Below are 14422 nucleotides of genomic sequence, written 5' to 3'. Positions count from 1 at the left end.
AAGTACTTAATACAGCGATTGTCGAAGCAGTATCGCGAAGCGCAAAGACGCAGAAGCAAGGCAAAGGGATAACCCTTGAGAGGGACATTCCGACTGGCGCCAGCGGTATTGAACACGCAATTTATCGTGCACGGCGCAGGGCTGTCGATTCATCTGAGTGATTCTATTGGTCTGATGATTTAACGGCACTCACCGGGCCTTTCGGCGGGCTTGGGGAAGCACGCCGGATGCGCAGGGACACAATGTAGGGCGCAAGGGGAGAGGGGTGATGGACGAAAACAAAGAGCGATCACTGGTGGCTAAGGTGATGGACGGGCTCGTATCGGGCATCGTCGAACAGAAGTACGGCGCGATCCTGCCTCCGCAGGACGTCTTGTCGAAGGAGTTCGACGTGAGTCGAACCGTGATGCGCGAGGCCTTGAGCATGCTGCTCGCGCGTCACATGCTGGATGTGCGCCCCAAGACGGGCACGCGGATCCGGCCGATGAGCGACTGGCGGCTGATCGATGAGGACGTGGTGAGCTGGCGCTTCCGGGCTACTCCGGATCAGGCGTTCCTGCGCGACGTGATCGAGTTTCGAATGTTGATCGAGCCTCGAGCGGCCGCGCTGGCGGCGACCCGTGCAACGCCGGACGAAGTGAGCGGGATTCGCGATGCGTTCGACGCACTTGCGTCGCTCAACGGCAGCGAGCCCGAGTACCAGGCTGCCGATGTCGCGCTGCATACGCGTATTGTGGCCGCGAGCGGTAACCAGTTCTTCCAGCAGATGACGGCTATCGTGCGGGGTGCGCTGGTGACGGTCTATCCGATCGTGGCAGGCATTGCGACCATGCGCGACGCGACGCTCGAAGCGCAGCGCCACGTGGTGGAAGCGATCGAGGCACACGATGCCGGTGTGGCCGAGCGCGCGATGAGCACGCTTATCGACGTCACCGCGGAGGAAGTCGGGCGGGCTTTTTCGCTTGAACGCCGCGAAGACAGCCCGTCGCCACCGGTCGGCGAATCCGAATCAGCCGGCGCCTGACACGCGCTCGAAGCTTCGCGTCCGGGATGTTCCGGCGTGGCGCAGCTGGCCCGAGGTTTCTGGTCACGTTCATCGTGGCCGGGCGCGAGGAGCGCCCTATTCGGGTTTTCACTTACGCAAACGTTTCACTTCATAGCCTGCCTGTCTTCCTGCCTGATTTTCCGCCTGATATCGACGCCTGATGGCCGGTGCGTCGAATACGACAACCTCCCGACCGATTCCCCCTGAGCTCCGAGACCGAAACGCGATGCGTTTGTGATCAAACGCGATGCGTTGTGCGTGATTGTGCATGCCTCGTCCAGGCTTCCCGCAGACCGCTTGCGTAGTGGACAATGTGCGCATCGCCGGCCTTGGCCGACTATCCACCATGCTTGGCAGGAGCGGGACAGATGAACGCACAGAGCACGATCCGTTGGGGCATCGTTGGCGCGGGACACATTGCACGCAGGTTCGCCGAGGGGCTGGCCTTCGTGCCGGGCACAGCGCTTGGCGGCGTCTGGTCGCGACGGCCCGAGCCGGCAGTTGCGTTTGCCGCGCAATTTCATACCAAGGCGCATGAGAGTTTCGATGCGCTGCTCGAGAACATCGATGCGTTGTACGTTGCGACAATGCAAGACAGCCATCCTCAATACGCGCTGCGTGCTTTCCAGGCGGGGCGTGCCGTGCTTTGCGAGAAACCGGCGGCGGTCAACGCCCGGGCGTTGCAGGAGATGATCGATGTGGCGCGCTCATCGAAGCTGCTGTTCATGGAAGCGATGAAACCGCCGTTCTATCCGCTCTACATGCAGTTGCGCGACCATCTTGCGGCCGACCCTATTGGTGACATCGGTCTGGTTCGGGCTGGTTGCTCGATCGCAAACGTGCCGCTTTCGCACCCTTCGTATTCGATGGAAATGGGTGGCGGCGCGTTGCTCGATATTGGTATCTACGAAGCGTTTCTCGCGGTGGACTGGCTGGGTGAGCCGCTCGAGGTGCAGACTTTTGGGCGCATCGGGCAGACCGGCGTAGATACTTTCGCGAGCTTGAATGTGCGGCATGAACGGGGTGTTGCGCAGTTGTTCTGCGGGTTGGATCTGCAAGGCAAGGGCGATGCGTTGCTTGCCGGGACCGGCGGCACGGTGACCATCCACGAGAACTGGTGGAACCCGGCGCGCGCAACGATCCGCTATGTGGATGGCCGCACCGTTGAGCTGGATGCACCGTTTGAGGGGGGGGGCTTGAACTACGAGACCGCGCATTTTTGCGAATTGCTGCGCGGTGGTGCAATAGAAAGCCCGATCATGCGGCATGCCGTATCCATGCAGATGATTTCCATCACCGATGCCGCTCGCCGCGACCTTGGCGTGCGGTTCCCTTTCGAAACCGAATAAGCGCGGGTTGATCAATCGATTTTATTTAAGCGTCATTTCAGGTTTGGACGTTAAGCTGCGTCGTCCTCATCCGCCGGCATTCTCCACCATGCGACTGTTACCCCGACTCTGGCGCGAAAATCGAAACCTGATCGCGTTTCTGGTGCTGATGGCGCTGTTTCGCAGCGCCATCGCCGATTGGAATGTGGTGCCTAGCGGTTCCATGCTGCCGACCATTCGCGAGGGTGACCGGATTGTTGTCGACAAGATGGCGTACGACTTGCGTATTCCGTTCACGCACATCGCGATTGCACACCTGCATGATCCACAGCGTGGGGACATTGTGACGGTGGATTCATCGGCGGCACATGAGTTGATCGTCAAGCGGCTGATCGGGGTGCCTGGCGATGTGGTCGCCATGCGCGACAACGTGCTGTATATCGATGGCAAGCGGGCGGGTTATCAGCCGGTCGATATCACGGGCGTGGAGGGCGATACGTCTTCGCCCGGCGAGTATCTCGACGAGAAGCTCGGGCATGTTACGCATGTGGTGAGGTTGTCGGTGCTGGCGCCCAGTCCGCGGCGTTCGTTCGGGCCGGTGACGGTCCCCAAGGGCGAGTATCTGATGCTGGGGGACAACCGCGACGACAGCGCGGACTCGCGGTATTTTGGATTTTTCCCACGCAGCGAGTTGATGGGACGGGCTCGGCGGGTGGCGTATTCACTTGATCCGGACCGGCATCATATGCCGCGGATGGACAGGTTCGGGGCCAGGCTGGACGAGGATGCGACGCTTACGCCGGTGGACAAGTCCTGAGGGCGCGGCCGGGTCGCTGCCCTCAGGACCCCTTTCCTAATGCCGTCCCGGCAATGCCAACCTGCGTTCAAACAGCCGCTGCACGAATTCCAGCACGCTGCACAGCACCCAATACACTACCGCAGCAGCAAGATACAGCGGCAAAGGCTGGTACGTCGCGGCGATCACTTCCTGCGCACTCCGTAGCAATTCGGTAACCGTAATCACGGACACCAGCGACGTATCCTTGATCAAGCTAATCAGGCTATTCGAAAGGCTGGGCACCGCAATCCGCAGTGCCTGCGGACCAATCACATACCGCAGCGTCTGCATCCTCGACAAACCCAAGCTAAAAGCTGCCAGCCACTGCCCACTCTGGATCCCGAGAATGGCGCCGCGCATGCTTTCGGAAAGATAAGCCGCTACATTCGCCGACAACGCGATCACCCCTGCCGGCGTAGGATCAAGCGAAATGCCCAGACTCGGCAGTCCGTAATAGATCACGAAGATCTGCACCAGCAGCGGCGTACCGCGCATCACGCTCACATAAGCGCGCCCTATGCCGACCATCGTGCGGCTTCGGCTGATGCCCATCATCGCGAGTATCGTGCCCGCGATCAGGCCGAAGAACATCGAATAGACCGCGAACTTGATCGTCAGGACGGCGCCTTGTGCGAGGGCCGGGATGGATTGAACGAGCAGGGATGTCGTGGACATGAGGGAATAGGGTAGGCGTGACGTCGGAGGCGGGCATCAAATGCAAAGGGCGGCATCTCTTGAGAAGCCGCCCCGATGCCGAACGCTTGATGAGGGTCCGGGGTTTACTTCGCCGGCTTCGTTACGTCGATACCGAACCACTTGTCCGAGATCTTCGTGAACGTGCCATCGGCTTCAAGCTGGGTCATCGCGTCATCAATGGCTTTCTCGAACTTCGGATTGCCCTTCTTGAACGGAATCCCCGACGGATTGCCCGGGCCCACATTCGCGCCCGTGCGCAGCGGCAACTGCGAATTCTTCATCAGGTATGCAAGCATCAGGCGGTCGTTCAACGCAGCGTCCAGACGGTTCGAAGCGAGATCGCGCAAATACTCGGGCGCGCCCGGGTACGTCTTCACATCGATACCCGGCACGGCCTTCGCCATGTCCATGTAGTTCGTGCCCAGACCCACGCCAAGCTTCTTGCCCTTGAGGTCTTCAAGCGTCTTGAAGTCCCGCGTGTCGTCCTTGCGCTGGATCAGTTGCGCATTCGAATACGTGTAGGCAGGCGAGAAATCGAGCGTCTGCTTGCGGGCATCGGTAATGCCGACCTGATTCACGATCACATCGAACTTGTCAGCTTGCAAGCCGGCGATGATCCCGCTCCATTCTGTCGTCACGAACTCCGGCTTCACGCCGAGCTTCGCGGCAACCGCTTTCGCGATATCCACGTCGAAGCCTACGAGTTCACCTTGTGGCGTCTTCGAGTTGAACGGGGGGAACGTACCTTCGAGGCCAATGCGCAACGTACCGCGTTGCTTGACCGAATCCAGCAGGTCTGCCGCGTGGGCGACGGCCGAGAGCGATGCGCCGATCAAGCCTGCCACGAGCACTTTCTTGAAGAGAGAGAGTTTCATGAGTGTTTGCCTTTGTCCTGGTTTTTGTCAGAGATCTGAAGTGCGGCGATGATAGCTAAAATGCAATGCCGTCTTCAGATCGTTTGCTCATGTGGGTATGAGCCCTGGCGTTGCGAAAAGGGGAGACCCAATCATGCAGCGGCACTGGTACCGGCCAGCGCTTCGACGCATTCTGTCACGAGCGCCGGGCCGCGATAGATCAGGCCGGTGTAGATCTGCACGAGCGATGCACCCGCTGCGAGTTTCTCGCGCGCGTCGTCGCCCGACATGATGCCGCCCACGCCGATGATCGGCACCTCGCTGCCCAGTTCCGCGCGCAACTTGCGGATCACCGCATTCGATGCTTCGAAAACCGGCTTGCCCGACAAACCACCGGCTTCGTCGCCGTGTTTCATGTCCGCCACAGCGGTGCGCGACAGCGTGGTGTTGGTCGCGATCACGCCATCAATCTTGTGGCGCAGTAAGGTGGCGGCAATCTCCTTGACCTGCTCGTCGTCGAGATCGGGGGCGATCTTCAGTGCGAGGGGCACCAGCTTGCCGTGCATGTCGGAGAGCCGTTGTTGTTTGTCCTTCAGCGCGCCGAGTAGCGCGTCGAGTTCGCCCGCACCTTGCAACTGGCGCAGGTTTTTCGTATTCGGCGACGAGATGTTGATCGTCACGTAGCTCGCGAACGGGTAGACACGCTCGAGGCAATACAAATAATCTTCGGCGGCGCGTTCTATGGGGGTATCGGCATTCTTGCCAATGTTCAGCCCCAGCACGCCGCGATAGCGCGCGGCCTGGACGTTCTCGACGAACTGGTCGACTCCGCGGTTATTGAAACCAAGCCGGTTGATCAGGGCCTGTGCGCCGGGCAGGCGAAACATGCGCGGGCGCGGGTTACCGGGCTGCGCGCGCGGCGTGACCGTTCCCACTTCGATAAATCCAAACCCGAGCGACGCCAGTCCGTCGATACAGGCACCGTCTTTGTCCAGCCCCGCCGCGAGTCCGACCGGATTGCGAAAGCTCAGGCCCATGACGGTACGCGGCGAATCGGCGGCGCGCTCGGCGAGCATGCCGGCCAGGCCGGTGCGGCCGGCGGCGCCCAGCATGCGCAGCGTCAGGTGATGGGCGTCTTCCGCATCCATGCGAAAAAGTTGCGCGCGGGCGAGCGGGTAGAGGGAGCTGAGCACGAGGAGAGGCCGGAGCGGCGTAAATTGAGACGCGCCATTTTAACGGCTTTGAGGAGGCACGCCGAAAAGTGATGACAAGCAGATGAAAAGGGCCGCGAACAGGGCCGCGAACAGGGCCGGCGGCCCACTGTTGGCCCTTAGCGCCGCGGCTTGTCCGTTGGCATTTTGCCGGGCATGGGCGGCGTTCCGGCGGAGTGCATGGTAAGGGGATCGAGTAAGCCCCAGTGGCCGTCGATCAAGCCCTCCAGCGGCCGAAAATTGGCCTTGTAGGCCATTTTGTCGCTCTCACGAATCCAGTAACCAAGATAGACGTGAGGCAAATCCAGGCTGCGCGCCTGCTCGATCTGCCACAGGATGTTGTAAGTGCCGAAGCTGGTGTGCGGCAGGCCGGGCTCGAAAAACGTATAAACCGACGAAAGTCCGTCTCCGAGGATGTCGATCATGCTGATCATGCGCAGCGTGCCGGGCTCAGCCGGATCGTCGGTGAGATTGCCAGGCAGGCTTGCCTCGAGGTTACCGGGGTCGGCGGGATGGCGGGCGCGCACCGGCTCGCGGAATTCCACCAGGCGCGAGTTGATCCGGCTTTGCAGCAAAAATTGCTCGTACTGGTCGCGGCTGTCGCGATCCATGCCGCCGCCCGCGTGCCGCGCCGACTGATAGCGCATATAGAGCGCGTAATGCTCTTCGTCGTAGTGAAGCGGCGCGACGCTCGCCACCAGCCCGCCATGCTGCTTCCAGACGCGCCGCTGGGTGCGGTTCGGCTTGAAGTGGTCGATGGCCACGCGCACCGGCACACAGGCGCGGCAGCCGTCGCAATACGGGCGATAGGTGAAGACCCCGGAGCGCCGGAAACCCGCTCTGACGAGTTCGGTGTAGACGTCGGAGTTGATCAGGTGACTGGGCGTTGCCACCTGGGAGCGCGCAATGCGTCCATCCAGATAGCTGCAGGGGTACGGCGCCGTTGCATAGAATTGCAACGCCGAAAGCGGTGAAAGCGGCAGCTCATTGGGGTGAGTCACGTTGGCAGCTCTCGTTCTAAGCGTCTATCTTGCTTACCGACCCAACCGTGCCGCAGTGGTTCGATGCAGGGCGGAAAACCTCGGTTGTGTCGCTATCTTGCCTGCTGTACATCACATTCGATGATTCTGGATTCGTTCGCGAATATTAAAGGATGCATCGGCTGGGGTGCCGCACCTCGCGCCTCGTTCAAAACCGGCCTCGCTCATTCAGGCGGCAACACGGGGGGGCGAAGCGTCTCGAGCAGCGCGTATTTGTCAAACTGCCAAGGGACCGGCGGCTCGCCGACCGCCCCGCGCAGATGTCTCACAAATGCCTTGCGGGAGATCTCCCGGCCGCCCAGCGACGCCAGATGCGACGTATTCTGCTGGCAGTCTATCATCTCTATTTTATGGTGACGCAAGTGTCCTATGAGCGCCGCGAGCGCGATTTTCGAGGCATCGGTGCGATGCGCGAACATCGATTCGCCGAAAAACATGCGCCCGAACGACACGCCATAAAGACCGCCCACGCGCTTGCCCTCGAACCACGTTTCAATGCTGTGCGCCCGTCCTTCGCGATGCAGCGAGGAATACGCTTGCACGATATCCGCCGTGATCCAGGTGCCGCGCTGGCCTTCGCGCGGCGTCTGGGCACAGGCACGCATCACGCTGGCGAAATCTTCGTCCACGCGAATTTCCCACGACGCTTCGCGTAACACACGCCGCAGCGTTTTACGCAGCGAATCGGAGACTTTGAATTCGTCGGGAATCAGCACCATGCGCGGATCGGGACTCCACCAGAGCACCGGCTGGCCATCGGAATACCACGGGAAAATGCCGCGCTGATACGCATCCACGAGGCGGCTGCTCTGCAATTCAGCGCTGGCCGCGAGTAATCCGGGCGCACCGCTCGCCTCGCCTAGCGCGCGCTCGACGGGGGGGAACGGATCGTCGGAGGCGAGCCATGGAACCATGATCCGGGGGGCGCTCAGCCTTCGCGCAGTGAGCGGAAGATGTCGCCGGTATGCAGCGCGTAGTTGCCGGCGGCGCGGTCGGCAAAAAAGAAGCGCAGCGTCTGCCCGACCGTCGGGAAGGCAATTTCGTCCCAGGGGATTTCGCTCTCGTCGAAGAGCTTAACTTCTAGACTTTCCTCGCCTGCGTCAATGTCGAGATCCAGCAGCCGTGCCAGGTAGAAGAGATGCACCTGATGCACGTGCGGCACGTTCAGCAGCGTGAAGAGGCTCTGGATTTCGACGCGTGCGCCGGCTTCCTCGAGCGTTTCGCGCGCGGCGCCTTCGCTGGTGGTTTCATCCATCTCCATGAAACCCGCGGGCAAAGTCCAGTAGCCGTAGCGCGGTTCGATCGCGCGCCGGCACAGCAGCACCTTGTCGTCCCAGACCGGCACGGTCCCGACCACGTTGCGCGGATTCTGATAATGCACCGTGCCGCAATTACCGCAGACATAGCGCTCGCGGTTGTCGCCAGGCGGAATGCTCAGGCCGACCTCGTGGCCGCAGACGGAACAGAATTTCATAGGGGAGAAGTCTGAAAGTGTCGTGCGAGTGTATCACCGAGCTTGGTGCCCGCGGCAGCGGGGGCACCAGTCAAAAAAAGGCGTCGCGCAGCCGGGGTGCGTGGCCGGGTGCGCCACGGGGGGCGCCACGCGTGCGTCATGTCCCGCACTTGTCCGGATGGCCGATGAGCCCGGATCGGGCGCAAGCGGGGGACGCTAGCGGCCGGCTTCTCGCTACAATAAGTGCTTCGGATGCAACGCTTTTAGCGCTGCCCATTTCACCCGTTCACCGTTCCACGGCCAATACGAATCCCGACGATGTCCACCACGCCCGCCGCTCCACGCCCGCCATTGCTGTCCACCGCTGACGCACTCGCTACCTTGCTTGCGGCCGCGCGCCGGGTGGACGGCGCACAAACCGTCGATACCTTCGAAGCGCTCGGGCGCGTGCTTGCCACAGCGGTCGTGTCGCCGCTCGACGTCCCGCCCATGCGCACCAGTGCCATGGACGGCTACGCGGTGCGGGCCGCGGATCTCGCCGGTGCGTCTGATGCGAGCGCCGTGACGCTGCCCGTGTCGCAGCGTGTGCCGGCTGGCCAAACGGCCGAGCCGCTGGTTGCCGGCACGGTCGCGCGCATCTTTACCGGGGCCACCGTGCCGCCGGGCGCGGACACCGTCGTGATGCAGGAAATGGTTCGCGCCGACAACGCCGGCGCGACCTTCTCGCACGTGCCGCCGGAGGGCGAATGGATCACCCGGCAAGGCGCTGATATCCGTCGCGACTCCGTGATTCTGCCCGCCGGTTCGCGGCTTACGCCGCAGGCGCTGGGGCTCGCGGCATCGGTGGGAAGCGCTGCTCTCGAAGTGGTGCGCAAAGTGCGCGTGGCGGTGTTTTTTACGGGTGACGAACTCACCATGCCCGGCGAGCCGTTGCGCCCCGGTGCGATCTACAACTCGAATCGTTTCACGCTGCGTGCGTTGCTCTCGAAGCTGGGTTGCGACGTGACCGACCTCGGTATCGTGCCGGATCGTCTGGACGCAACCCGCGAAACCCTGCGGCGGGCGGCGCGTGATCACGACCTGATCCTCACGTGCGGGGGCGTATCGGTTGGCGAGGAAGATCATGTGAAACCGGCGGTGGAAGCCGAGGGGCGCATTTCCATGTGGCAGATCGCGATGAAACCCGGCAAGCCGCTCGCGTTCGGCGCGGTGCGGCGCGAGCCGGCCGATCAGAACAGCGGCGAGTCGTATTTCATCGGGTTGCCTGGGAATCCGGTCTCCAGCTTCTGCACGTTCCTGCTGTTCGTGCGGCCGTTCATCCTGCGGCTGGCGGGCGTCGAAGCGGTTGAGCCACGCGCGTACGCCATGCGCGCTGATTTCACGCAGAAAAAGGGTGACCGGCGCAACGAATTCCTGCGTGCCCAGGTGAACGAAGCCGGTGGTCTGGAGGTGTTCGGGAATCAAAGCTCGGCTGTGTTGACGTCCACAGTCTGGGGCGACGGTCTGATCGATAACCCGCCAAATCACGCTATCCAGGCCGGCGAAACCGTGCGTTTCATCCCGTTTTCAGAACTGATGCGTTGAAGGCAATCATGAAAGTCGAATTGAGGTTTTTTGCAGGCGTGCGCGAAGCGCTCGGCGTGGCGAACGAGAGCGTGGATGTGCCGGACGGCGTGTCCACCGTCGGCGACGTGCGGGCTTGGCTGCGCATGCGCGGCGGTGCATGGGCGCAAACGCTTGCCGAGGGCCGCTCATTGCGCATGGCGTGCAACCACGAAATGACGGATCCGGCTCGACGCATTACGGAAGGTTGCGAAGTCGCTTTCTTCCCGCCAGTCACGGGAGGCTGAGATGACCCGAGTACGCGTGCAGGAAGCCGACTTCGACCTCAGTACGGAAGTGGCCGCGTTGCGCGCCGACAATCCCAAGGTGGGCGCGGTGGCGTGTTTCGTCGGCACGGTGCGGGATCTGAACGAGGGCCAAACGGTTCAGGCAATGGAGTTGGAACATTATCCCGGCATGACCGAAAAGGCACTGGAGGCAATCGCTGCGCAGGCTCGAGAACGCTGGCCGGGTTCGGATGTGTTGATCGTGCATCGCGTGGGAAAACTCTTGCCGCTCGACCAGATCGTGCTGGTTGTGACAACTGCCATGCACCGGGCGCAAGCGTTCGAATCGTGTGCGTTCGTGATGGATTATCTGAAAACGCAGGCGCCGTTCTGGAAGAAGGAAAAGACAGAACACGGCGAGAAATGGGTCGATGCTCGTGAATCCGACGCCGCCGCGCTGACACGATGGGATCTGGAGCCTCCCAAAAGCGCGGGGGCTTAAGCAACTGGCAGCAACTGGCAGCAACTGGCAGCAACTGGCACCGCAACTGGCACCGCAACTGGCACCGCAACTGGCACCGCAACTGGCACCGCAACTGGCACCGCAACTGGCACCGCAACCAGTCGCGGCCGGCGCTCTGTTTGGGTGTCTGGCAGGCGGACCGGCAAGCCGCGCTTATGCGTCACCTGATTGGTCGCGTAGTTCGGTGTTTTCAACGCCCGATAGCTTGACCGGAAAGGGTTCGACGTGGCTCCGGTCAGGTAACTCCGTTGAGGATTCAGTCTCGCTGCGGCCTGTGCGCAGTCGCTTGAGCGACGCCATCAAAGCGAGCTGTGCATCCGGAATGGCATAGTCCCAGCCGAATTTGCTCAGTTGCAGGCTTTGCGCAATGCGCAGCGCCGGCTCCATGAACTGCACGGCCGCGGCGGGCTCGTAGCGGGTGTCGACGGTATCGAGGAAAAGCGTGAGCCAGCGGGCGAAACGCTGGGGTTCAATATCGCCGAGAGGCCGGTGCGCCTCTTGAACGTTGCCCCTATATCCCTTCGTTTTAAGCACGAGGCTCGACCAGAACGTTGTCATTTTCGCCAAATGCACGTCCCAGCGCCCGGCAAGTTCGCGGGCGAAGATCGGACCAAGCAGCAGGTCATCGTCCACACGCCGGTAGAACGCGTCGACCAGTTCCCGGATATTCGTTTCGTCGGGTTCCGCGATGCGTACGAGTGGCGTCGGTAGCGAGTTCGGCTTGCTGGAGGGCTCAATCAGGGGCTTGCTCATAAGATTCGATGACAGGATTCAGTGAGGGATTTAGTCTGGCTGGTAAAACGCTGATAGTGGCTTTGAATAGGTGAACGCCATTCCGACCCGCCGGGTATGAGTAAGATGCCTCGTACGGTGGGTATTTGACGGAAACAGAATAAACTACGGAGCTATCGGCTAATTGATGCATAAAAGCAGGCTCATGAAGCCGGCACCGTAAAACGAGCCATCCGTAAATGGGGCCAGAAAATTTCTGGCGGATAAAGAAGTTACAAAAATAAGTTACGAAAACAAGCTTCGCCAACAAGGTACGCCGATAAGTTCGACCGGTACGCGCGGCAAATGAGCAAAATGATGTTTGATTGACGTCCGGCTGACTGCTTCCATGATAATTGACGTTTTATCGTGACACAGTGGATGGCGCACGCGGCGGCTGGCCGCAGCGGTTGCGGCCATGGTGCCCGCGTTGCCCGGCGATCGGGCGGACGGACGAACGGATTGGGTCAGGCACGCACGGTCTCGTTCAGGTCGAGCAAACCTGACTATCTGTGCCGCCTGACGCCGTACCCTGTATCCGTGCGATTGAAGCTGATTGACGTTATTACTACGCTGCGGACCGACGTGACCACGCGATCGGCTGATGCGACTGATTACGCGAACTACGCGAATACCCATGCGACTGACCGATTACACCGACTACTCGTTGCGCGTCATGCTCTATCTGGCCGTCCGGCCCGAGGGGCTGTCGACCATCCAGGAGATCTCCGACGCCTACGGAATCTCCAAGAACCATCTCATGAAGGTGGTGCAGCGGCTCGGGGAGCTGGGCTGGGTCGAAACCGTACGCGGCCGTAACGGTGGACTGAGGCTCGATCCTCGTACACCGTTGCTGAGCATCGGCGAGGTCGTGCGCAAGACCGAGAACGATTTTTCGATAGTCGGCTGTTTCGCCGATGACAGCGAGGCCCACCGGCATTGCGTGATCCAGTCGCATTGCCGTCTGCGGGGGGTGTTCGCCGCCGCGCGCGATGCGTTCCTCGCGGAACTCGACCAGCATACGATCGGCGATCTGGCGTCGCCGGCTGACGAGCTCGCGGGCTTGCTCGGCATCGTTCGATTCATGCCGGCAGCGGCGGGCATCGGTCGAATCGCTGGACATGGCTGACTGAGCTGCCTTAAGTAGCTGAAGCAACAGAAGTAACTGACTACCCCTCCTGACGCACGCTTATTTCCGGCGCCGCCCTTGCCGGTTTTTAGACCTGGATCAGTGCGCCGCCGTCCCGATCCGATCACAATGCTCCCATGACGCCCACGTTCGACGGACGCCAACGTACGTTGTGGCTACCGACTCGACGTTTTTGAGCACCGGGAGCGCTCCCCAACCACTATCAACCGCTCGGCACCATCAAGCGCGTCAATCGGCATTTCGCAGAAAAAGTGCGGCTTTTGGGCAGCGGAGCGCTTGAAAGTGCCGGATCACGCCTCATTTTGAACACATCCCGATTTGGAGGTCTCAATATGAGAATCGACAAGCTAACCACGAAGTTCCAGGAAGCACTGGCCGACGCGCAGAGTCTCGCCGTCGGCAATGACAATCAATATATCGAACCGGTTCACCTGCTTTCCGCGTTGATTGCGCAGCAGGACGGTTCGGCGCGCTCGCTGCTGTCGCAGGCGGGGGTGCAGGTCCAGGCGCTGCAAACCGCGCTCAAGGACGCCATGACGCGTCTGCCGCAAGTCCAGGGCACGGACGGCAACGTCCAGGTCAGCCGCGATCTCGCCGGCTTGCTGAACAGCGCCGACAAAGAGGCGCAAAAGCTCAACGACACGTTTATCGCGAGCGAGATGTACCTGCTCGCCATCGCCGATGACAAGGGCGAAGCCGGTCGTATCGCGAAGCAGCATGGTTTGACGCGCAAGGCGCTCGAAGCGGCGATCAATTCGGTCCGCGGCGGCGGCCAGGTGAATAGCCAGGACGCCGAAAGCCAGCGCGGCGCGCTGAAGAAATACACGGTTGACCTGACCGAGCGCGCGCGCGCCGGCAAGCTCGACCCGGTGATCGGCCGTGACGATGAAATTCGCCGATCAATCCAGATCCTGCAACGCCGGACGAAGAACAATCCGGTGCTGATTGGTGAGCCGGGCGTGGGCAAGACGGCGATTGTGGAAGGTCTCGCGCAGCGGATCGTGAACGGCGAAGTGCCGGAATCGCTCAAGAGCAAGCGCGTGCTGTCGCTCGACATGGCCGCGTTGCTGGCCGGCGCCAAGTATCGCGGTGAATTCGAAGAGCGGCTCAAATCCGTGCTCAGCGACATTGCCAAGGACGAAGGCCAGACCATCGTTTTCATCGATGAAATTCATACCATGGTCGGTGCAGGTAAAGCCGAAGGCGCCATGGACGCGGGCAACATGCTGAAGCCGGCGCTCTCACGCGGCGAGCTGCATTGCATCGGCGCGACGACGCTTGACGAATATCGCAAGTACATCGAAAAGGATGCAGCGCTCGAGCGCCGGTTCCAGAAGGTGCTGGTCGATGAACCGTCGGTGGAAGCGACCATCGCGATCCTGCGCGGCCTGAAGGAAAGGTACGAACTGCATCACGGCGTGGAAATCACCGATCCGGCGATCGTCGCGGCGGCGGAATTGTCGCATCGCTATATCACGGACCGTTTTCTCCCCGATAAAGCCATCGACCTGATCGACGAAGCAGCGTCCAGGGTCAAGATGGAAATCGATTCGAAGCCCGAAGAGATGGACCGGCTCGATCGTCGGTTGATCCAGTTGAAGATCGAGCGCGAAGCGGTCAAGAAGGAAAAGGACGAGGCATCGCAGAAGCGCCTGCAGTTGATCGAGGAGGAAATCGTGCGGCT

The 14422-nt window shown here is 61.3% G+C and carries 15 protein-coding genes; 8 read left to right on the top strand and 7 right to left on the bottom strand.

Annotated features, from left to right (window positions below; translation table 11 throughout):
• Window positions 1-268: 268 nt before the first annotated feature.
• The 3 genes from BSU04_RS44090 (at window position 269) to lepB (ending at window position 3190) form a co-directional block, all read left to right on the top strand.
• The gene (locus BSU04_RS44090) at window positions 269-1024 is read left to right on the top strand and encodes a FadR/GntR family transcriptional regulator (RefSeq protein ID WP_089166456.1); all 756 of its coding nucleotides are present in this window, start codon (window positions 269-271) and stop codon (window positions 1022-1024) included.
• Between the two features lie 389 nt (window positions 1025-1413).
• Complete coding sequence (locus BSU04_RS44085; RefSeq protein WP_089166455.1) at window positions 1414-2394, top strand: Gfo/Idh/MocA family protein; 981 nt, start codon at window positions 1414-1416, stop codon at window positions 2392-2394.
• 88 nt (window positions 2395-2482) lie between these two features.
• Window positions 2483-3190, top strand: coding sequence for a signal peptidase I (lepB, locus tag BSU04_RS44080; protein ID WP_089166454.1), 708 nt, complete (start codon window positions 2483-2485; stop codon window positions 3188-3190).
• A gap of 36 nt (window positions 3191-3226) precedes the next feature.
• On the opposite strand, the gene BSU04_RS44075 is transcribed toward lepB, so the two are convergent.
• From BSU04_RS44075 to BSU04_RS44050, 6 genes are all read right to left on the bottom strand, one after another.
• Window positions 3227-3886, bottom strand: a complete 660-nt coding sequence (locus tag BSU04_RS44075; RefSeq protein ID WP_089166453.1) for an amino acid ABC transporter permease — start codon at window positions 3884-3886, stop codon at window positions 3227-3229.
• Between the two features lie 104 nt (window positions 3887-3990).
• A complete protein-coding gene (locus BSU04_RS44070; protein ID WP_089166452.1) occupies window positions 3991-4782 on the bottom strand; it encodes a cystine ABC transporter substrate-binding protein in 792 nt (263 codons plus the stop codon).
• Window positions 4783-4913: 131 nt separating this feature from the next.
• Window positions 4914-5954 carry a quinone-dependent dihydroorotate dehydrogenase gene (locus tag BSU04_RS44065; protein ID WP_089166451.1) on the bottom strand — a complete coding sequence of 347 codons (1041 nt, stop codon included), beginning with the start codon at window positions 5952-5954 and terminating at the stop codon, window positions 4914-4916.
• Window positions 5955-6091: 137 nt separating this feature from the next.
• Entirely contained in the window at window positions 6092-6973 is an 882-nt protein-coding gene (locus BSU04_RS44060; RefSeq protein WP_089166450.1) for an arginyltransferase, read from the bottom strand.
• 203 nt (window positions 6974-7176) lie between these two features.
• Window positions 7177-7926: a leucyl/phenylalanyl-tRNA--protein transferase gene (aat, locus tag BSU04_RS44055; RefSeq protein WP_089166449.1), complete on the bottom strand. Its 750-nt coding sequence runs from the start codon at window positions 7924-7926 to the stop codon at window positions 7177-7179.
• 14 nt (window positions 7927-7940) lie between these two features.
• Complete coding sequence (locus BSU04_RS44050) at window positions 7941-8486, bottom strand: NUDIX hydrolase (protein WP_089166448.1); 546 nt, start codon at window positions 8484-8486, stop codon at window positions 7941-7943.
• A 297-nt stretch (window positions 8487-8783) separates the two neighbouring features.
• On the opposite strand from BSU04_RS44050, the gene BSU04_RS44045 reads away from it, so the two are divergent.
• Genes BSU04_RS44045 through moaE form a run of 3 tightly spaced genes read left to right on the top strand, consistent with a single transcriptional unit; the run spans window position 8784 to window position 10796 of the window.
• Window positions 8784-10049, top strand: a complete 1266-nt coding sequence (locus BSU04_RS44045; protein WP_089166447.1) for a molybdopterin molybdotransferase MoeA — start codon at window positions 8784-8786, stop codon at window positions 10047-10049.
• An 8-nt stretch (window positions 10050-10057) separates the two neighbouring features.
• Entirely contained in the window at window positions 10058-10315 is a 258-nt protein-coding gene (moaD, locus tag BSU04_RS44040; RefSeq protein WP_089166446.1) for a molybdopterin converting factor subunit 1, read from the top strand.
• A 1-nt stretch (window position 10316) separates the two neighbouring features.
• A complete protein-coding gene (moaE, locus tag BSU04_RS44035; RefSeq protein WP_089166445.1) occupies window positions 10317-10796 on the top strand; it encodes a molybdopterin synthase catalytic subunit MoaE in 480 nt (159 codons plus the stop codon).
• Window positions 10797-10970: 174 nt separating this feature from the next.
• Here the strand turns inward: moaE and BSU04_RS44025 are convergent, their stop codons facing one another.
• Entirely contained in the window at window positions 10971-11570 is a 600-nt protein-coding gene (locus BSU04_RS44025; protein WP_089166443.1) for a group III truncated hemoglobin, read from the bottom strand.
• A gap of 655 nt (window positions 11571-12225) precedes the next feature.
• Between BSU04_RS44025 and BSU04_RS44020 the strand changes: the two genes are divergently transcribed.
• Together BSU04_RS44020 and BSU04_RS44015 are read left to right on the top strand one after the other, a co-directional pair.
• On the top strand, window positions 12226-12717 hold the full coding sequence (locus BSU04_RS44020; RefSeq protein WP_089166442.1) for an Rrf2 family transcriptional regulator: 492 nt from the start codon (window positions 12226-12228) through the stop codon (window positions 12715-12717).
• A gap of 353 nt (window positions 12718-13070) precedes the next feature.
• A partial coding sequence (locus BSU04_RS44015) for a Clp protease N-terminal domain-containing protein (RefSeq protein WP_144021551.1) occupies window positions 13071-14422 on the top strand: 1352 nt, incomplete at its 3' end.

The sequence above is a fragment of the Caballeronia sordidicola genome, assembly GCF_002220365.1.
Classification (GTDB): domain Bacteria; phylum Pseudomonadota; class Gammaproteobacteria; order Burkholderiales; family Burkholderiaceae; genus Caballeronia; species Caballeronia sordidicola_C.
Note: the sequence above shows the minus strand (reverse complement) of the source record. Positions and strands in the feature narration are given on the sequence as shown.